This is a genomic window from Bartonella sp. MF74HXZ, assembly GCF_042194445.1.
In the GTDB taxonomy this organism is placed as follows: Bacteria; Pseudomonadota; Alphaproteobacteria; order Rhizobiales; family Rhizobiaceae; genus Bartonella; species Bartonella grahamii.
Map to the genome: position 1 here is coordinate 269,776 of NZ_JBHIMW010000002.1, position 20,163 is coordinate 289,938.

The following is a 20,163-nucleotide window of genomic DNA, read 5'->3' on the forward strand; positions in this document are numbered from 1 at the left end:
TTATTGATTTATTTTTGTGTTGAAGATTATTCTGGATAAGAATTTGTTCAAGCAAGAGAATTATCAAAGGATGTTCACGCTGTTTGCACAAGTACAAGGGAAGATTTCTTTTGTCATTTCAAATGATGTTCCAGAAATCTCAAAAACTTAATTTATTCAAATAGTAGGTGAAAACAGTTTATTTCGTGTAAAAATAATACAATTAGCGTGAGAGATTTCTCATCATCAACTGTGATATAAAAAAAGAAACAATATACATAAAGGACCTTTAAAAGGGTTTTGATGCTCCTTTGATTATTGTATAAAGCGAAGATTTTTTCTATTAATTGACTAACAGACTAACCATCTAACAAACTATGATATAACTGTAGTTTTAAATATTTGCTTTTTCGAGTTTTTTATAATTATCAGTAACAGACAGTAAATTATCAATCATATCAAATAAAATTTTCACTTGTTCAACTTAGATCTGTGATAGATATCTTTTTTAAGACAATGATCCTGAAAATTATAAAAGTAAGAAAATTTGAGTGAGTCATTTGAAACAATTATATTTGTAATAACTTTTTAGCTTTTCACTATCAGTATTAAAGGGGATTGGCTAAACTTTCTTGGTTGTATAGATTGGTTTTCTGTATTTGAGTTTTGCTGAAAATAATAAGTTCGCTTATCGATGAAAAGAATTCATCGCTCAATGATCATGTGTTTATTGGAATAAACTTTAAATTCACCAAAGTTTATAAAACCCAATTTTTTATAAATGCCAATTCCCTCGTGAGATGCTTGCATATCAATAACATGACATTTCTTTCTTTTTAAATGCTCAATAGCAATTTTTGTCATGAATATCCCAACACCTCTTTTCTGAAAATCTGGATTGGTGACAATATCATACACTCCACCAACTCCATCTGCTTTAATACAAAAACATATTGCTACAGGATTATTATTTATGTAACCAACGAACATCTCTACATCGGGATCTTTTTTATAACAACGGCCTATTGTTTCATAAAATATAACCGCTTCTTCATCAAAAGTCTCGAAGACTGATGCCATAACATTTCCGTAATCTCTAAAATCTTGAAGTGATTCAACTTCCTTGATTTTGAAATTATCTGGCGTAGAAGTAACATGTGAGTCTATATTTTGTGCTAAAGCTGCCATTCCTACCTCTGTTTCAACAAGCTCTAAACCAATAGATTAAGAGAACTTCATCAACTTTATAATGAGACGAATGAGGTCCAACCCACCAAGCTAAAGGTAGTTTTTGTGCATTAAAGGAATGGATTATGGATTTTGCTTGGTTTGTAGGTATAGTTTTTTGTAAACTTTTAGCAGAGACAATATTGAATGTGTCTGAAGCAAATGTTGAATTAACAGAAGATACTCCATTTGGAAAATCAACAACCTTCATTTTAGGGCATGATTTTGGTAAAAAAACGTACCTTCGAGCAAAAATTATTCTCTAATGATAAGTCAATTTTTGATTTGTTTAACATTTGTTTTCTTTGTCATTATCCATCATTTTAAATTGATCTTTTAATACTGGGGCTGTAAAAAATTTGTCAATTCAAAAGTAATCCCAAATTCTTTTATATAAGCTTCTATAACCTGCTAAGGTCGTAAAAGATCTGCCGCCAATAGTGAAAAATTATTCTCGGGATGGCAAGAAATAAAGTTATTGTTGCCAAATAACGTCATGAACTAATGGGAATTGTTCATTTCGCTTTTCAAGCTTATTTTACACGGCTTTAACGACTTAACAGACAACAGCAACCTTCCAGAAAAAATCCGTCTAAGTTAAAAATTGTTATCTGATAATCTAAGCCCCCAAACCAATAGATGCTTCACAAGGAATTACGAATTTAAAAAAAACTTTGAAAAAATAAATTGGTGAAAAAAACCTAGCGGCAAGCTACAGCTCCGCGCAAGAACGAATAAATACAAAATTCAATGGAGCGGGCGATGGGATTCGAACCCACGACCCCAACCTTGGCAAGGTTGTGCTCTACCCCTGAGCTACACCCGCTGACCGATTCGATATATATCTTGCTTGTATGGCGTAGGCTTCTACGAATTGCAACAAAAAAATATCATTTTAGTTTGATTTATTTTGTCCATGTTTTAATAAATTGAAATAAAGATTGATTTTAGAAGATTCTTCAGTAATAGATTATTCCTTTTTTAATTTTGCATAGAGAGGGGTGGAGTATAATGTCGAAGAGAATAAATATATTAGGGATCATCATTGCAGCTGTTTTTATGATGAACAGTGTTGCAAAAGCGGATGACCAAGTTAAACAGGTTAAAGTTGCTCTAACACAAATTATGGTACATCCTGCTGCGGATGCCGTTCGTAAAGGTGTGGAAGATGTTCTTGCAGAAAATGGTTATAAGCAAGGTGAAAATTTTCAGCTCACCTTTTTATCAGCGCAAGGCAACATTTCAACAGCAACGCAAATTGCACGTAAATTTGTTGGTGATAAACCTGATGTTATTGTAGCGATTACCACGCCTTCAGCACAAACAATGCTTGCGGCAACAAAAACAATTCCTATCGTCTTTGCGGCGATTTCTGATCCTATCGGAGCTAAAATCGTTTCTTCGCTTACCAAACCTGGCGGTAATATGACGGGGAGTTCTGATCGTATAGATGTTGCAGAAAGTATTAAACTTTTACAAGAAGTAAAACCAGATTTGAAAAAAATTGGTTATCTTTATAATGCTTCTGAAGCAAACTCGGTTTCAACACTTAAGGTGTTAAAGGATGCGGCAAAAAAAGTTGGAATTGAAATCATTCCTTCATCAGCACCAAAGCCTTCAGATGTTCAGGCAGCAACACGGGCTTTAATCGGTAAGGTAGATATCATTTTTATTCCTGCTGATAATACGGTTCTTTCTGTTTTAGAGGGTGCAGTAAAGGTCACACAGGAGGCAAATGTTCCTATATTTACTGTTGATGCTAATTCTATTGGACGCGGTCCTTTTATGACGCAAGGTGTGAATTTCTATGATGTAGGGGTTGATGCTGGGAAGTTGGTTGTGCGTATTCTAAAGGGTGAAAAGCCTGGTGATATTGACGTTGTGCAGGCGGCTAATAATGACATTCGAATTGATATGAAAGCAGCAAAAAAAGCGGGGATTGTTATTCCGCAGGCAGTTATTGATCGTGCGACAAAAGTGATTCAATGACTTTCATTGATAGGATGTTGATACAATAAAATACGTTAAGTTTTCATGGGGATTGTCTTTACATGAATATATTTGCGTTTTCTGGCGCTGTGGAATTAGGTCTTATTTATGCGTTTGTGGCTATAGGGGTTTATCTCTCTTTTCGCGTTTTGGACTTTCCTGATTTAACAGTTGATGGCTCATTTCTTCTTGGGTCTTGTGTCTGTGGTGTTTTGATTCTTTTAGGTTTTAATGCATGGGCAGCTATGGCATGTGCTTTTTTTGCAGGCATGGTAGCTGGTTTATTAACAGCTATGTTGAATTTGCGTTTTGGTATTTTGAATCTTTTGGCTTCCATTTTAACAATGTCAGCGCTCTATACGGTTAATCTTCGTATTATGGGAATTATGGGAGGATCTAATGTTAATTTAGCGCTTGCTGATACGGCGTTAACGCCCTTTTATAATCTATTTGGTTTGTCTGATATTTTTGTGCGGCCTCTTTTCATTGGTACTGTATTGCTGGTTGTGGCGTTTTTGATTTGGCGTTTTTTGGAAAGCGAAATAGGTCTTGCTATGCGTGCAATGGGAGCTAATCCACGGATGGCTACAGCTCAAGGGGTTCATACGTCGGCGTTAATTTATTTTGGTATGGGGCTTTCAAATGCTTGTGTTGCACTTGGCGGTTCTCTTTATATTCAAACTGCGATTGCAACGGATATTACCGGTGGAATTGGAACAATTGTTTTTGGGTTGGCAGCTGTGATTATTGGTGAAACTTTATTTCGTACGCGTAATATTTTTTGGATTATAATCAGCTGTATTGTGGGGTCTGTGCTTTATCGTGTGGCGGTGCAATTTGCATTTGAGGCAAATGGAATTGGTATTGATACGTCGACAGATCTTCAGTTGATTACTTCACTGTTGGTTATTTTAACCCTTATTGTGCCACGCTATTGGAGGAGGCGTAAACGTGATTGAGTTTTCTCATGTTGGGGTTACATTTAAACCGCAAACACCTTTGGAAAAACAGGCTTTAATTGATATTAACCTTAAAATTGATCAGGGTAGTTTTGTTACGGTTATCGGTTCAAATGGCGCTGGTAAATCAACCTTGCTCAGTGTTTTAGCGGGTGCAACGCTTCCCTCAACAGGGAAAGTGGTTATCAATGGGCAAAATGTTTCTAGGCAGTCAGTCAGTGAACGCGCTGGAAAGGTTGCTTGTGTTTTTCAAGATTCTTTGATAGGCAGTTGTGGTTCTTTAACAATTGAAGAAAATTTGGCTCTTGCTGCTCTTCGAGGAAGTCGTCGTGGTTTGCGCTCGGCTTTAAATCATGAGAAACGGCAATTTTTTCGAGAAAAAATTGCTCAATTAGGCATTGGTCTTGAAGCATATATTCATAATCCTATGGACAGTTTATCAGGTGGGCAACGCCAAGCTGTTTGCCTTGTGATGGCAACATTAGCTCATGCGGATGTTTTATTGCTTGATGAACATACCTCAGCGCTTGATCCTGGAATGGCTGATTTTGTGATGCGGTTGACTGAAAAAATCGTTAAAGATAAAAAGTTAACGACTATTATGGTGACTCATTCTATGCGTCAGGCTCTTGATTATGGTGATCGCACCTTGATGTTGCATGGTGGAAAAGTGATTTTGGATGTCTGTCATGAAGAGCGTAAGGGCTTGGATGTCAATGATTTGATTGGCATGTTTCAGAAAGTTCGCGGGGAAGTTCTTGATGATGATGAACTGTTAATGGATTAATAATGTGGCTCAGAAAAAAGCACATGAAGTTGATCAGTTTTTAACGCGTTTTTCACGTGCTTTTCCTATTGTTCTCATTTATGGGCCAGATCGTGGTCTTATTTGTGAGCGTGCACAATGTTTTGCAAAACTTACAAAGGTAGCAATAGAAGATCCATTTTCGACAATTCGTTTGGATGCTGCTGAAATTGATAAAGATCCTGCACGTTTGGAAAATGAAGCGCGTACGTTATCGCTTTTTGGGGGAGACCGTTTGATATGGATCTCTAATGCTGCTAACCAAAAAGGTTTTCTTGCTGCCTTGAAACTTTTAATTGAGAACCCACCAGAAGCCTGTTTTATTCTCATTGAGGCAGGGGATTTAAAAAAAGGAACAGGGTTGCGCAATGCTGTTGAAACCGCGTCAAAAGCAATGGCTCTGCCCTGTTTTGCAGATGATATGCGTTCTCTTGACGGTTTGATTGATGAGGTTTTAGGGCAATTTAAAAAGACTCTTTCTTTGGATGCACGTAGATGGTTGCATGAAAGTTTAGGGGCGGATCGCCTTGTATCACGAGGTGAATTAGAAAAGCTTTGTCTTTACGCTGCAAATGTTCATATTACTCTTGAAGATGTCAAAGCTGTTGTAAGCGATGTCAGTGCTCTTTCTCAAGATGAAGTCATTGATGCTCTTTTATTGGGCGATATATCAGGCTTTGAAGCGCATTTTAACCGACATGCAGCATTGCATGGGGCGCTTTTTTTCATTTTGAGTGCAGCACAAAGGCATTTTCAGCAATTACAGCTATTGCGTTATCAGGTAGAAGTTGAAGGAAAATCGCCTTTTACGGTGGTTTCTCAAGCACGGCCTCCCATTTTTTTTCAACGGAAAAAGACAGTTGAACAAGCTTTAAAATATTGGAAGTTAGAACAGATTTCCTATGCAATGGAAAGAATTCAGAGTGCTGTTTTAGACAGTCGTAAAAATCCACTTTTGGGTGAAGCTATCATTCGTCAAGTTTTGTTAGGGCTTACAATTATTGCACGACGCCAGATAGTAGCTTAACAGTTTAGAAATATAGTGATTTTTTATTTTTTTAATATGGCAAAGAGGTATTTTCAGCAATTAAAACTATTGTGTTATCAAGTAGAGGTTAGTTGTGGTTTTGAGGATGCTCTTGAAGAGCTTGAAAGTTTTATAGAAATTTTTCTTCAGAAAAATTATTTATCTTCGAAAGGCAGTTTTTACACCGTTTTATTATCTTGTTGTGTCGTAAAACACTGTTGGTTCGTGATATAGAGCTCAGGTAAAATTTTACGCATTCGGTGTTTTTGTGTGAGTATGTGGTGAATCTTAGGCTGGTTCATAGTGCCTTAATGGGGTAACACCCTTCAGGCAAAACAGAGCATCTCAAACGACAGAAGACACGTTCATACGCTTTCTTAGAAATATTTATCAATGCGCGTCATATCTATTTCGCGACGGCTTTTGTGAATGGTATAACGGTAAAGTGCTCCATGAAGAATATAAAATCCATAGAGCATCTCTATCTTTACGCTTAATAAAAATGCAAGCCAGAGCATCATCATATATTTGTCTGGTCTCTAATTTTCTACAGTTTTTGGTATTAGAGAGCGTTTTGCATCATTTTTTTCTCACATGTCTTCTTGTGATGTGCAGATAAGAGATTTTAATTGGTAAGAGGATTTGTGATGGAAGAATTTTACCGTATTTGAAGTTATGATTCAAATTGAAAAACAATTATTATATTTATAAATCAATATATTATAGATTAATTGAATCACTTAAAATAGTGAATTAGTGGAATCTTTTAGACAAGAAAATGAATTGTTTGCAGATCGGTATGAACTAAAAATCTTCGTGGGATGAGGAGAAAGTCAAAATAGATTATGATGAAAACGACAGTACCTATGGGGAGATTTTTATTTTTGATACAGAGATAATTATCTTAGCAATGAATGTGTCTTATAAACAGAGCAAGCCATTGTTTATTATTATAACTCATCATTTTTTATATTGAGTCAATCAAAACGATGTCTTTTGCACGTCATAAGTGGAGGCGTGTGGATAAAAACTGTGCAAGAAAGCACTAAAAATGCCTCTTATGAATGCTCTCAAATTCCAAGGGTTTTTGCAACATTGGAGGTAGGCAAATATAATAATAGTGTTTTATTAAGTGTGAAGAGGGTCGTGCTTAATGGATTTATAGTTATAACATTTACAAACACTGTCGTGAGATAGGTTGGGGAGAGAGATGTCTTTTTAAAACAAACGCATGAATTTGTAATCCAAATCTATCCTGTTTAGGGCGCTTTGTTTTACGTGAGGGGTATGACTCCATTAAAGGGATATTCGGTGTTTTTGTTATCAAACTTTTTCTTTATTGAGAGGGCGTGTTTTTCTCATATTTGTTTGATTTACGGTATCAGGAGTCGGGAGAGGAAAATGTTTTTAATGGTATTTTTTGTATGCGTTATTTTATGGTGTTTTCAATATTCATAAAACTTGTGTTGATGTTGTAGGTGGAGGCGTAATACATTCTTATATAGGTCTGATGTACAAATTAATGAACGTATTGGGATAATTTGGAAAGAGTTGGTGTCTGCTTACGCTTTTGATGTGTTTTTTGTGAGTAAATTAGTAAGATAAAGTAAACCGATGAGATTTTATGTAGAGTCGTTGTTATCTTAATTGAGAGTGCATTTAATTTTTGTTTCAGTGATGCGCTTTGATCAGTAATTAAGTGGGAGTTTTAGAGCGTGATGATAGATTTCTCGTCATTTATTTTTTATGTATTTTCTAGGTAAAATGATCTGTTGTCAGCTTGCGCAGGTGATGATTGGTAAACTGCGTTATTCTTTATTTCCTAGTTGTCGTTTTTTAATGTTTTACGCATAACTCTTAAACAAACAGACAGGAAAATTATGATTTTACAATTGTTTTTATTGCCATTTGCAAAGAATCTTTGAAGGTGAAAGATGCCCCATATTCAATTTGAAAAAATAGCACTCATTGGAATCGGTCTGATTGGGTCTTCTTTAGCAAGAGTTATTAAAAAGAAAAATCTTGCGGCTCAGATTTCTATTGCAACACGTCGTTCAGAAACCTTGAAAAGAGCACGCGAATTGGAGCTTGGGGACTTTTATACGACAGATAATGCAAAAGCTGTTGAAGGAGCAGATTTGGTTATTCTTTCTGTTCCTGTTGGGGCTAGTGCAGAAGTAGCAAAAACCATTTGTGATCATTTAAAACCTGGAGCGATTGTGAGTGATGTTGGTTCTACGAAAGCGTTGGTTATTGCGGAAATGGCACCTTTATTGCCAAAAACAGTTCATTTTATTCCAGGGCATCCAATTGCTGGAACGGAATATTCAGGACCGGATGCTGGTTTTGCTGATTTATTTATGAATCGTTGGTGTATTTTAACGCCTTTTGCTGAGAGTGATGCTGCTGCTGTCGCACAATTAACAGCGTTTTGGGAAGCTTGTGGTGCGCGTGTCGAAAAGATGGATCCTAAACATCATGATCTTGTTTTGGCTATTGTTTCGCATTTGCCGCATTTGATTGCTTATAATACTGTTGGGACAGCGAGTGATTTAGAAAAAGTAACAAATTCAGAAGTCATTGCTTATTCCGCTTCCGGTTTTCGTGATTTTACACGTTTAGCATCTTCTGATCCTGTTATGTGGCGCGATATTTGTTTGCATAATAAGGATGCTATTTTAGAAATGTTGAGCCGTTTTAGTGAGGGGCTTGCTTTTTTAGAGCAGGCAATTCGTTTAGGAGATGGTGAGACATTGTTTAACTTTTTTACACGTACGCGTGCTGTACGTCGCAATATTATTGATGCTGGGCAGGAAATTGATGCTCCTGATTTTGGACGTCAGAGTGTTTCTAAAAAAGGGTGAATAAAAGCAAGGGTTTTTTGTGGAATTTCATTGGTTTTTTCTAGAAATCGATAAGAAGTTTTTTCTCTATTCAGTCATAGATTGCAATAAAAAAGAGTGGCGATTGCTTCGATACAGATAACCATGACTTCAAAAGGTTTTATGTGTGCAAGATTATCGTGCTTAACTCTCTATAGGGCATATGATGTACAGAAGAGGTTACTGATCTATAGAAGAGACAAAAAAATGAAGTCATTGTAGAATTTCATATAGTGGGTTGTTGTTTTTGTTTTAGTATAAAGTCAGGCTTGACCGTATTGATTATTGCCATTTATATTGCAACATCGGAAAATGTTTGTTTGCAGAGTTTTGATGTTTTTTATAAAGCTTGAAATAGACAGAGGAAGAGTTTTACCAGAAAGTATAGAGATTTGTTAAGAAATATCTTTTGGTATAGCTATCGTATCCTTGTTGACGCAGTAAGCCATTATTGGCGTGATAATGGGAGTGCTTTTGCAAGCCATGTCGCGCTCTCTGGGCTTTTAGCATTTTTTCCTTTTTTTATTTTTGGAACTTCTCTTGCCAGTTTTCTTGGTGCTTTTACATATACACCGCAAAAAATCAAAGCTTTGGTGCAGTTATTACCAGATGTCATTGCAGAGCCTTTATCTCAGGAAATTATCAATGTTTTAACCATACAGCGGGGAGGAGTGTTGACAGTTTCTGTTATTGGGGCGGCTTATTTTGCCTCTAATGGGGTAGAGGCATTACGTACAGCTTTAAATAGAGCTTATCGTGTTGTTGATCGGCGTAGCTTGTTGTTTTGTCGTTTTCAAAGTTTGTTTTTTGTGATTCTTGGAGCTGTAGGTCTTATTGTGATCAGCGTTTTGTTGATTTTAACACCTCTGCTTATCAAGATTATGCAAAATCATCCTTTTTTCATTACAGAATATATCGGTGTCATTCGTCTATGGCGTTACATAATCGCAGCGGTTGTTCTCTTTGTAAGCCTTTTGATTGTTCATAAATGGCTACCAGCAGAGCGGCGGAAGTTTATAGATATTTTACCAGGAATTGTACTGACAATGTTTGTATGGTTTGTGGCTTCAATTGCTTTTGCTCAATATTTAACAATGTTTGATTATATTTCTACCTATGCAGGGTTAGCATCTATTATGGTTGCTATTATTTTTCTTTATATATTGAGTGCAATTTTTATTTTGGGAGGGGAAATAAACGCGGCGATAATGTTTCATCGCAAGCATTTGCAACATTCAGATGAATATGAAAGAACTTAACTATTGCGTGAAAGCCAAGGTATGAATATCCCAATAAAGCCTGCTATCACTTTGTTGATTGATGCAGATGCTTGTCCTGTAAAAGATGAAGTTTATCGTGTGATGAATCGTTATCAGCTTAAGACATTTGTTGTGGCAAATCGTTTTTTGTCCCTTCCAGATGAAGCGCTCATTGAAAGAGTGGTCGTTGCTGGTGAATTCAATTGTGCTGATGATTGGATCGTAGAACATGTGCATGAGGCAAGTATCGTTATTACCAGTGATATTCCTTTAGCAGCACGGGTTTTGCAAGCTGGGGGTTTTTGTCTTTCGCCAACGGGGCGTATTTTTGATGTAAATTCAATTGGTCAAGCTTTGGCGATGCGCAATTTGATGGAAGATTTACGGGGACAGGGCAGTATAACAGGTGGTCCCCGTCCTTTTTGTCATAAAGACCGTTCTGCTTTTTTATCAGCACTGGATCTCGTTATACAACGTTTAAAAAGGCGCGGTTATTAGGTTATAGGGCTTCTTTTATAACAGCTTTTATAAGTGCTTTGGCATCGTCATTGGCCCATGGAGCTGCACCATTGAAGGAAGCAATGAGATATCCCTCTTTATCGATGAGAAATGTAATGGGGAGTCCTAAAGCAAGCCCCTGTTTTCTAACATTGTTGAAAATATCCATTGTTTCATCGCGATAGTAAAGCAAATTATCCGCATGAATATTCTGTAAAAATTGCTGAATTTTTTCAGGAGAAGCAGTTTTATCGATATTAATAGCTATGACATCAAAGTTTTCTCCACCTAATTCATGTTTTAATTGCGCAAGTTCGGGCATTTCTGTGCGGCAAGGTGCACACCAAATAGCCCATAGATTGACCAGCATCGGTTTTCCAGTAAATTCGCTGAGTGTGCGCTCTTTTCCTTGAATATTCTTGAAAGAGAGTTTCTTCATATCTGAGGGCGTATCAGCAAATCGTATGTGGCTAAAAAAGCCTTTTGCTGCTTTTCGGATCGCCATCATTTTTTCTGCTCGTGTTTTATCAGTGTTTATTTTTTCTGCTTTTGCTGCTGAAATGAAATTGAAAAGGAAAGACTCTCTTTTGTTATCGTAGTTTATGGTTGCGTATAAACTCAATGCAATGATAAAGAATGCAAGGGAGAATTGCCTTTTTTTATTGTTTTTTTCGCTGATGAAAATTTGAGAAATCATAATTTTGTCCTTTGTATGGGTGTTTTCAGAATATGACAGATGAGAAGTTAAAGAACCAAATGTGGGGTGGTCGGTTTGCGGCAGGTCCTTCTGCAATTATGGAAGAAATTAATGCCTCAATTGATTTTGATCAAAAACTTTATCGACAAGATATTGAAGGTTCCCTTTCTCATGCGGCTATGTTAGCGCAAACGAAAATCATTTCACAATCAGATTATGAAAAAATTGTTCATGGTTTGAAACTTATTCGCCAAGAAATTGAAGACGGTAAATTTGTTTTTTCACGAAAGCTTGAAGATATTCATATGAATATTGAAGCGCGGCTGAGCGAATTGATTGGTCCTGTCGCAGGGCGTTTGCACACGGCGCGTTCACGCAATGATCAAGTTGCTGTTGATTTTCGCTTGTGGGTGCGTGAAGCAACGCAAAAGATAGCACAAGCTTTAAAAGGATTGATAGAGCAATTACTTATTCGAGCAGAACAACATGTTGATACCTTTATGCCAGGCTTTACGCATTTACAATTGGCTCAACCGGTAACATTTGGCCATTATATGATGGCTTACGTTGAAATGTTTGGTCGAGATTTATCGCGGATGCGTGATGCTCTTGAGCGCATGAATGAATCGCCTTTAGGGGCGGCTGCTTTAGCGGGGACAGGCTTTCCAATTGATCGTTTTATGACAGCAAAAGCGCTAGGCTTTCGAGAACCTACACGCAATTCGATTGATAGTGTTTCTGATCGTGATTTTGCATTGGAATTTTTAAGCGCTGGCGCTCTTTGTGCAACACATCTTTCACGTTTAGCAGAAGAAATAATTCTTTGGTCAAGTGAACAGTTTTATTTTATTCGTTTATCAGATGCTTTTTCAACGGGGTCCTCTATTATGCCGCAAAAGCGAAATCCTGATGCTGCCGAACTTGTGCGGGCTAAAGTAGGACGGTTGAATGGTGCATTGATGGGGTTGTTAACGGTGATGAAAGGGTTACCCCTTGCTTATTCAAAGGATATGCAAGAAGATAAAGAATATGTCTTTGATGGGGCTATGAGTTTAGAATTATCCTTAGCGGCAATGACAGGGATTATTGGTGATTTACAAGTTAATAAAGAAGCTATGAAACAAGCCGCTGATTCTGGCTATGCAACAGCTACAGATTTTGCTGATTGGCTTGTACGCGAATCAGGGATTCCTTTTCGCGAAGCACATCATATTACAGGGTGTGCTGTGGCATTGGCAGAAAAAAAACAGTGTCGCCTTCAGGATTTATCATTAGATGAACTTCAAGCAATTTGTTCTAATATCAATGCGACACTTTTTGATGTTTTGACCGTTGAAAAATCTGTTGAAAGTCGCAAAAGCTTTGGGGGAACAGCACCTTCAGAGGTTCTTCGGCAAATTGCGTATTGGAAAAAGCGTCTTGTGAGCGCTTGAGTGATTGTATTTTAAAGGTAAAAAAGAGATCGAGATGAGGAAAGAGGACAGATGAAAATTATATTAAAGGGGTTGATGATTGTCCTTTTAGGAGGCGTTTGTGTCGCTGGGTGTGGGCGTAAAGGGTCATTGGAAATGCCTATTACAAGTGCGGAAAAGTCTGTGCAAGGAACATCTGTTACTCAAAGTGAAGATGATAAACCTTTTATTCTTGATCGTTTGATAAAGTAGGAGGAAAGTGTGGATTTTTTCTCTTACCATCAAGGTATGCTTCATGCTGAGGGTTGTTCACTTGCTGTTCTTGCGCAGGAGGTGGGGACTCCTTTTTATTGTTATTCCGCCAATGCATTGGTTACACGTTTTAAAGACTATAAAAAGGCATTTCAAGGGATGCCTAGTCTGCTTGCTTATGCGGTTAAAGCCAATTCTAATCAAGCAGTTTTACGGCTTTTAGCGAACAATGGAGCGGGAGCTGATGTGGTTTCAGAAGGGGAATTACGGCGCGCCCTTGCTGTTGGTATTCCGGCACATCGTATTGTTTATTCTGGTGTTGGTAAAACCATGAGAGAGATAGATTTTGCTCTTGCTCAGGATATTTATTGTTTTAACGTTGAATCAGAGCCGGAACTTGAACAGTTATCTCAACGTGCTGTTGCGCTTTCAAAGATAGCACGTGTTTCATTGCGCATTAATCCAGATGTTGATGCAAAGACCCATAAGAAAATTACAACAGGAAAATCTGAAAATAAATTTGGTATTCCATTGTTGTTGGCAAGAGAGGCTTATAAAAAAGCGGATTCTTTACCTGGATTGCAGGTTTGCGGTATTGATATGCATATTGGCAGTCAGATTTGTGACTTAAAGCCATTTGAAGAGGCATTCTTTCTTATTGCAGATTGTGTGCGTCAATTGTGGAGCGATGGCTATGCAATAACGCATATAGATATCGGTGGTGGGCTTGGTATTGCCTATGGTTGTGAACAACATACTGTACCTTCTCCTTTTGATTATGCTGCGCTGGTAAAGAAATATATTGCTCCTTTAGGGATTAATATTGTTGTGGAGCCGGGGCGGAGCATTGTGGGTCAAGCTGGTGTACTGATGACATCTGTTCTCTATTTAAAAAGGGGACAAGGGCGGAATTTTGTTATTGTAGATGCGGCGATGAATGATCTGATGCGTCCAACGCTTTATGATGCTTGGCAAAATGTCGTCCTTGTGAAAAAAGCAGCAAAAGACGCTCCCCTTATTCGTGCAGATATTGTTGGTTCTGTTTGTGAGACTGGCGATTATTTAGCATTAGATCGTTACTTGCCGATTTTGGCACCTGGTGATCTTTTAGCAATTACGCAAGCTGGAGCTTATGGTGCTGTGATGGCGAGTACTTATAATAGCCGACTTTTGGTCCCAGAAGTTCTCGTTCAAGATACGTGTTATGCGGTTATTCGTCCACGTCTTGATTATGCTCAATTGATGGGATGTGATCATATTCCTGATTGGGTTGAGAATTCTTAAGTGTTTTTGGTCTTATTTTTACTAAACTTTGATGAAACAATTTATTTTCTAGAAATTGTCTTGTATGGGGTTTATGATCTTAATGCACCACGATAAAAGGGGATAAATGCTTGTTTATGAAAAATAAAAACATCAAAGGCTTTGCAATGAAGCTTTTGTGTGTGCGCATTTTGATGTGGGGAATCCTTTCATTTGAACGGATGTGGGTACGGTTGTTGCCATTTTTCCTCGTTGTTAGTCTCTTTTGTTCGTTTAGCTGGTTGGGACTTTTTGGCATTTTGGGCTATTGGTCACATTTGCTCTTACTTGGGGTTATACTTGTTTGTGCTGGGGCGAGTTTATTTTTTCTTGTTCGTTTTCGGTTTCCCACAATACGGGAAGTGAATTGCCGTCTTGAACGCGTCAATGATCTTAGACACCAGCCTTTGAATATTCAGACAGATCGTTTATGTTCTGAAAATGATGAAGATTTTAGTGCTGTTATTTGGCGTGAACATCAACGCCGAATGGCAAAGCAATTATACCATTTAAAAACTGGATTTATCTCTCTTAATAGTGCGGATTATGATCCTTTGGCTTTAAGGGCTTTGTGTGTTCTTCTTTTTGTTTGCGCTTTTAGTTTTTCTTTTGGTTTACAAGGGGGGCGTTTGGCTGATGCCTTTGATTTTCGTCCTGTTGTTGATGAAAAATTCATGCGGATTGATGCTTGGGTAACACCACCTGCTTATACCGGTGTGGCACCGATTTATTTGACAAAAGATGAGAAAACACAACTAGAAATCCCTGAAGGGAGTAATGTTGTTGTGCGTGTTGTCAATGGGGCTGGCGTTACAGTAAAAGCAAAGTCTGTAGAAGATGGGAGGGAAGTTTCGTTTTCAGAGAAAAAGGAACAAACAGCTTTGAATGATCCAATCGCTCATTTTGAAACACATTTAAATCATTCAATGAATTTATTTGTATCATCACGTCGTAAAAAACAGCAGTGGCATTTGCAGATGATCAAGGATACGCTTCCGACAATTCATTGGCTGGAAAAACCAGGGCGGATTTTAACGGGATCGTTAGAGTTACGATATGTGGTGGATGATGATTATGGTGTGACAAAGGCTTTTGTTGAAATAGAGCCTTTTCTTTCTCAGAACAAAAGTGCTTCCTCTCTTTATAATGCTCCGGAAATAGAGCTTCTTCTTCCGCGTGGTGGAAAGGGGAAAATGCGGATGGTGCAAGATATATCAGCGCATCCATGGGCAGGTTCGCAAGTCAAAATTACTTTGGTGGCAGAAGATGGTGCTGGGCAGAAAGGGCGTAGCAAAACTTTTGTTATGACATTACCGCAACACGTTTTTTCAAATCCTGTCGCGCGTGCGGTGAGTGAATTGCGTCGTTTATTAGCGCTTGATGCTTCTGCGAGAGAGCGTGTATTGGATATGCTTTCTGCTTTGCTTGTGCGTCCAGAAAAAGGTTTGCAAAATGTAAAGCATTTTCTTGTTCTACAAAGTGCGTGGACAAGACTTTCTTTAGCACAAACAGAAGATGATTTGCGTGGTGTGGTGGATTATTTATGGCAAATTGCTTTGGGTATTGAAGATAATCAGCTTGAATCCGTGCAAAAAAATTTAAAACAAGCACAAGCTGCTTTACGTGATGCATTGCGTTACGGTGCTTCAGCGGCAGAAATTGAACGGCTTATGGCAGATTTACGTCAAGCTATGGATGAGTATATTCGTGCTTTGGCTGAAAAAGCACCAGATAGTCAAGTTTCTAAAAATTCTAAAAGCTCAAAAAGCTCCAATCTTTCTGAAGCTACATTACAAGAAAAGCTAAATTTAATTGAGGAAATGGCTAAAACGGGCTCTTCTTTAGCAGCTGAACAACTCTTGGCGGAAGTTGAACAGACGCTTGATCATTTGCATGTGCAAAAAGGCAATCAAAATGAGGGAGAAAAAAGCCAATCTGCACAAATGAAAGAAAAGATGGACCAGCTTGGAGATTTAATGCGTCGTCAGCAAGAAATTCTCAATGAAACATATCAGTTAGAGATGGAACAAAAACGCGGAGAAAATGTGCCGGAAACACAGAAAAAATCTTTAAAAAAACGTCAAGCTGAATTGCAGTCTGAATTATCAACATTAGAAAAAGAATTATCAGAACAAGGATTTGAAACAGGGGGTGCATTGAAAAGGGCAGAAGAAAAAATGAATTCTGCGGAAAATGCTCTTGATAATGGAAATCATCAGGTATCTATACAAAATCAGTCTGACGCTTTGGAATCTTTGAGGCAAGGTGCACAAAATGTTTTGAAAAAAATGCGCGAAACACTTAAAGAAACGGGAAATGATCAAAATGCTGATTCTGGTCCTAAAGATCCGTTAGGACGTCCACTTTCTTCAAAAAAAGGTGAAGAACAAGAAGGTGAGGCACTACCACAAAAAAGTGATCAAATGCGTACGCGGCAGATTTTGGATGAAATTCGCAAGCGTCTTGGTAAAGAGCATATTCCAGAAGAAGAAAAAAACTATCTTGAAAGATTGCTTCATTTTAATTAACCAGTGTTGGCTTTTTTCTTAATTGATGTCAGAAACAGTGTATGAAGAACCTCTATGGGGTTCATCTCCAAGAAAATGATTAAAGCGCTTGTAATGCAATAATCATCCTTTTGTACTGATTTTTTAATCATTTAAGTTTAAAATATGAAATATTGAAATGTTCGCTGTTGCGGAAAAAGAGCAGAAGTCCATATAAGTTTGGTATATGAAAATCTGTAATGTTTGAAATTTGTTTCTACATGGTATGTTGAGTTGGATATCGTTACGCTGAAAGATTTTTATGCTTCTGCACTTGGGCTGCGTGTGCAAAAGACGCTGTGTGACCAATTGAATTTATGGTGGCCTGATCTTACAGATAAACGGATTATGGGGTTGGGTTATGCACTTCCTTATCTTTCTACATTGCGTGAACGTGCCCAACAATGTTTTGCTTTTATGCCAGCTTCCCAGGGTGCTTCGCCTTGGCCTTGTGCTGAGCAAGTTGCTACAGCGCTTGTTTTTGAAGAAGATTTGCCGCTTCCTGATGCGTCAGTTGATTGTATTTTATTGGTACATGCATTAGAATATACAGAAAATTCATTTGAAACGTTGAATGAAATATGGCGTGTTTTAGCACCCAATGGCCACTTGATCGTTATTGTACCTAATCGCTCTGGCTTTTGGGCGCGCAATATTACTACGCCCTTTGGTTATGGCGAGCCTTATAGTCGGCAACAAATTACTCGTTTGTTCGAAAAAACAAATTTTGTTTCTGGGTCAATACAAGAAATTGTACATTATATGCCCTCTACGGGTTATGTTTCGCGGTTGTTCTCATTTTTTTATGAGCCATTTGCACGCTATCTTTTGCCTTATTTTGGGGGACTCTTAATGTGTCAGGCACAAAAACGTGTTTATCAGGGTTTGCTGGTACAGCGTCGTCAATCGCGACGTGTTTTTATTCCTGCTTTATCTCCACAAGTGAGAAATATTTTAATTTATAAAGATAATTAATCATTTTGCCATTGGCATAAGAACCGCAAATATAGAAGGATTTTCTTATTTCAATTTTTGCACATTATATGTGAAGGTTTTTTTCATCTCGTTTTTGTTTTCATTTAAGATATTAAAATTATTTTTGAAACAGTAAATCTCGAATTAAAGATTTAAACGATAACCATTTTGATCTGTCATGAGAATTTGTGCATTGGAGGGATCTTTTTCGATTTTTTGTCGCAAACGATAGATATGGGTTTCTAAAGTATGGGTGACAATATTTTCATTATAACCCCAAACTTGTTCTAACAATGTTTCACGGCTGACAATTTTATCATTGGCATAATAGAGACATTTAAGAATTGCTGCTTCTTTTTCTGTGAGACAGATTTTATTGTTGCATTGATCAAGAAGAAGTCTTTGTTTCAGTTTAAAAGTATAGGGGCCAATATGAAAGGTTGTGTCTTCATTTTGTTCATATTGGCGCAACTGTGCTCGAATTCTCGCTAATAACACCGCAAAGCGAAAGGGTTTTGTCACATAATCATTGGCGCCTGTTTCAAGATCTAAAATATTATCGCTGTCTGTATCATGATTTGTTATCATGATAATGGGGGCACGAAATCCTTGGATGCGTAATTTTTTCACGGCTTTGAAACCATCAAGATCAGGAAATTTAAGTCCCAAAATAGCGAGATCAATATTTTCTTCTTGGATTATTTTCATTCCCTCTTCTGCTGTTTTTGCTTGGAAAATTTCAAACTCTTGATGCATTTGCAATTGTTCTACTAAAACGGGGCGTAGATCGTCGTCTTCAACAATTAAAAGAGTATAGTGGTTCATGTTTTTCCTTATAGGCATGTTGATGCACTGATTGGTAAAGAGTAGTTTCGTGAAAAATGAGATTTCATGCAAGAAAAATTAAAAGAGGAAAGTTAAAAAAGAGCGTCTCTAAAATACACTTTTATAATTTCTATGATTGCTTGCTGGAAAGAAGGTATTTCCGTCTGCAGAGTATTTGACGTATTGGTTGGAGGTGTTTTTTTATGCTTTAGAACGTGTTTTAGCTATTAAGTGTTATCATCTTTACGTTTATGGAGAAACAAAGCCGGCACTATTATACACTTTGCCAATTCGTGGGTGTTGCGGACAGTTCTTGGCACTTGAGACTCTTCATAAGAGGAATTTTTAGTCCTTTCTTTCACGTTTTTTATCTATACGGGACTTTTTCTGCTTGTAATGTGCAAAAAAATAGATTTTGATTGATTCAATATAAATAGGTTGGGAATGAGAGAATCCTGCGGTATGAGGGGCTCCCATCCAACATGTAAAACAATGAACACTCAATATGATGCGTTGTTTAAGCCTGAAGAGAACTGTGCAACACCTAACACATATGCACTGTTTAGGAGAATTTCACGGTCATTTTTATTGTTTTTTATCCACGTTCAGTTTTGTTTTTTCGTTGCATTTGTGTGCGAGGGGTTTTTGTGTGTGATGTTCGTGGTGTTGCTTATTATAATCGTTGAGTAAGCTTTGCATTTAGCAATGCCGAAAAGATGCATCATAAAGAGATTTTTTGTGCAATGCTATGAAGCATTTTTTATATGAGTTAATGAATAAAAATTATTGTTTTAAGATACAAGCATTTCCCTCTTAAGGTTCCCCATCAAACAAACTTCTTTCCATTCATCTTCTGTCACGGGTTGTACTGATAAGCGGCTGGCTTTAACCAGTACCATATTTGCTAGTTTGGGATTGGCTTTAATTTGTTTTAATGAAACAGGTGTTGGCATGTCACAAAGTGCACGGATATCCACACATTCCCAGCGTGGATCAGAGCTTGTAGAATCAGGGTGTGCTTCAGCACATATTTCTATAATGCCTACAATTTCTAAACCTTTATTTGAGTGATAAAAAAAACCTTTATCGCCATATTTCATGGCGCGCATATTATTACGGGCTTGATAATTGCGGACACCATCCCATTGTTCGCCATCAGCTCCTTTTTTCTTTTGCATCTCCCATGACCATTTATGGGGTTCAGATTTAAAAAGCCAATAAGCCATGAGTTCTCCTTTTTCATAGACTGTTATGCATTCATCATGTGCATTTTTATAAGCATCTTTGTAACACCATCAACGATGATTTTTAAAATGGGGTAAAGAACGGGAATTATCTGTTTTTTCTTGTTTCAAAATAACGTGTAGCAGAGAAACGCGATCCATTGATATTTCATGTTGTATAAGGGTATTTTGCTCTTTGCTTATCTTTTCAGCTATGGTTTGAAATGCGGTCACTATAAGAGTTTGTTGGAGAAAATTAAGAAAATTGATTCTAAAAAGCTTCAAGATCACAATGGCAACGAAACG

General features: G+C 37.5%; 17 protein-coding genes and 1 tRNA gene. 13 read left to right on the top strand and 5 right to left on the bottom strand.

The window, feature by feature from the left end; genetic code table 11:
* Nucleotides 1-684 precede the first annotated feature (684 nt).
* Nucleotides 685-1,167, bottom strand: coding sequence for a GNAT family N-acetyltransferase (locus ACFIJ8_RS02465; RefSeq protein WP_375638932.1), 483 nt, complete (start codon nt 1,165-1,167; stop codon nt 685-687).
* Between the two features lie 125 nt (nt 1,168-1,292).
* Here ACFIJ8_RS02465 and ACFIJ8_RS02470 point away from each other — a divergent pair, with 125 nt between their 5' ends.
* Nucleotides 1,293-1,472 (top strand): hypothetical protein, encoded by a 180-nt coding sequence (locus tag ACFIJ8_RS02470; protein WP_375638933.1) that lies wholly within the window; start codon nt 1,293-1,295, stop codon nt 1,470-1,472.
* A gap of 485 nt (nt 1,473-1,957) precedes the next feature.
* Here ACFIJ8_RS02470 and ACFIJ8_RS02475 read toward each other — a convergent pair.
* Nucleotides 1,958-2,032: transfer RNA gene (locus ACFIJ8_RS02475), tRNA-Gly, on the bottom strand.
* Nucleotides 2,033-2,217: 185 nt separating this feature from the next.
* On the opposite strand from ACFIJ8_RS02475, the gene ACFIJ8_RS02480 reads away from it, so the two are divergent.
* The 7 genes from ACFIJ8_RS02480 to ACFIJ8_RS02510 all read left to right on the top strand — a co-directional run bounded on the left by ACFIJ8_RS02480 (nt 2,218) and on the right by ACFIJ8_RS02510 (nt 10,625).
* Nucleotides 2,218-3,195 (top strand): ABC transporter substrate-binding protein, encoded by a 978-nt coding sequence (locus ACFIJ8_RS02480; RefSeq protein ID WP_273787582.1) that lies wholly within the window; start codon nt 2,218-2,220, stop codon nt 3,193-3,195.
* Nucleotides 3,196-3,257: 62 nt separating this feature from the next.
* Nucleotides 3,258-4,154, top strand: coding sequence for an ABC transporter permease (locus ACFIJ8_RS02485; protein ID WP_273787583.1), 897 nt, complete (start codon nt 3,258-3,260; stop codon nt 4,152-4,154).
* Complete coding sequence (locus ACFIJ8_RS02490; RefSeq protein WP_273787584.1) at nt 4,147-4,941, top strand: ABC transporter ATP-binding protein; 795 nt, start codon at nt 4,147-4,149, stop codon at nt 4,939-4,941. The genes ACFIJ8_RS02485 and ACFIJ8_RS02490 overlap by 8 nt, the downstream gene beginning before the upstream one ends.
* Before the next feature lie 4 nt (nt 4,942-4,945).
* A complete protein-coding gene (gene holA, locus ACFIJ8_RS02495; RefSeq protein ID WP_273787585.1) occupies nt 4,946-5,986 on the top strand; it encodes a DNA polymerase III subunit delta in 1,041 nt (346 codons plus the stop codon).
* A gap of 1,934 nt (nt 5,987-7,920) precedes the next feature.
* Nucleotides 7,921-8,850: a prephenate/arogenate dehydrogenase family protein gene (locus tag ACFIJ8_RS02500; RefSeq protein ID WP_375638934.1), complete on the top strand. Its 930-nt coding sequence runs from the start codon at nt 7,921-7,923 to the stop codon at nt 8,848-8,850.
* Between the two features lie 410 nt (nt 8,851-9,260).
* Entirely contained in the window at nt 9,261-10,127 is an 867-nt protein-coding gene (locus tag ACFIJ8_RS02505; protein WP_273787587.1) for a YihY/virulence factor BrkB family protein, read from the top strand.
* Nucleotides 10,128-10,148: 21 nt separating this feature from the next.
* Nucleotides 10,149-10,625 (top strand): YaiI/YqxD family protein, encoded by a 477-nt coding sequence (locus ACFIJ8_RS02510; RefSeq protein WP_375638953.1) that lies wholly within the window; start codon nt 10,149-10,151, stop codon nt 10,623-10,625.
* Between the two features lies 1 nt (nt 10,626).
* Here the strand turns inward: ACFIJ8_RS02510 and ACFIJ8_RS02515 are convergent, their stop codons facing one another.
* The gene (locus tag ACFIJ8_RS02515) at nt 10,627-11,322 is read right to left on the bottom strand and encodes a TlpA disulfide reductase family protein (protein WP_375638935.1); all 696 of its coding nucleotides are present in this window, start codon (nt 11,320-11,322) and stop codon (nt 10,627-10,629) included.
* Between the two features lie 32 nt (nt 11,323-11,354).
* On the opposite strand from ACFIJ8_RS02515, the gene argH reads away from it, so the two are divergent.
* The 5 genes from argH (at nt 11,355) to ACFIJ8_RS02540 (ending at nt 17,809) form a co-directional block, all read left to right on the top strand.
* On the top strand, nt 11,355-12,755 hold the full coding sequence (gene argH / locus ACFIJ8_RS02520) for an argininosuccinate lyase (RefSeq protein ID WP_375628087.1): 1,401 nt from the start codon (nt 11,355-11,357) through the stop codon (nt 12,753-12,755).
* Nucleotides 12,756-12,806: 51 nt separating this feature from the next.
* The gene (locus tag ACFIJ8_RS02525) at nt 12,807-12,986 is read left to right on the top strand and encodes an LPS translocon maturation chaperone LptM (RefSeq protein WP_375638936.1); all 180 of its coding nucleotides are present in this window, start codon (nt 12,807-12,809) and stop codon (nt 12,984-12,986) included.
* Nucleotides 12,987-12,995: 9 nt separating this feature from the next.
* A complete protein-coding gene (lysA, locus tag ACFIJ8_RS02530) occupies nt 12,996-14,270 on the top strand; it encodes a diaminopimelate decarboxylase (RefSeq protein WP_375628089.1) in 1,275 nt (424 codons plus the stop codon).
* 116 nt (nt 14,271-14,386) lie between these two features.
* The gene (locus ACFIJ8_RS02535; RefSeq protein WP_375638937.1) at nt 14,387-16,816 is read left to right on the top strand and encodes a TIGR02302 family protein; all 2,430 of its coding nucleotides are present in this window, start codon (nt 14,387-14,389) and stop codon (nt 16,814-16,816) included.
* A gap of 222 nt (nt 16,817-17,038) precedes the next feature.
* The gene (locus tag ACFIJ8_RS02540) at nt 17,039-17,809 is read left to right on the top strand and encodes a class I SAM-dependent methyltransferase (RefSeq protein ID WP_375628093.1); all 771 of its coding nucleotides are present in this window, start codon (nt 17,039-17,041) and stop codon (nt 17,807-17,809) included.
* Between the two features lie 144 nt (nt 17,810-17,953).
* Here ACFIJ8_RS02540 and ACFIJ8_RS02545 read toward each other — a convergent pair whose 3' ends face one another.
* Together ACFIJ8_RS02545 and ACFIJ8_RS02550 are read right to left on the bottom strand one after the other, a co-directional pair.
* Nucleotides 17,954-18,634, bottom strand: a complete 681-nt coding sequence (locus tag ACFIJ8_RS02545; protein ID WP_375628095.1) for a response regulator transcription factor — start codon at nt 18,632-18,634, stop codon at nt 17,954-17,956.
* Nucleotides 18,635-19,425: 791 nt separating this feature from the next.
* Nucleotides 19,426-19,860: an EVE domain-containing protein gene (locus ACFIJ8_RS02550; protein WP_375638938.1), complete on the bottom strand. Its 435-nt coding sequence runs from the start codon at nt 19,858-19,860 to the stop codon at nt 19,426-19,428.
* Between the last annotated feature and the right edge of the window lie 303 nt (nt 19,861-20,163).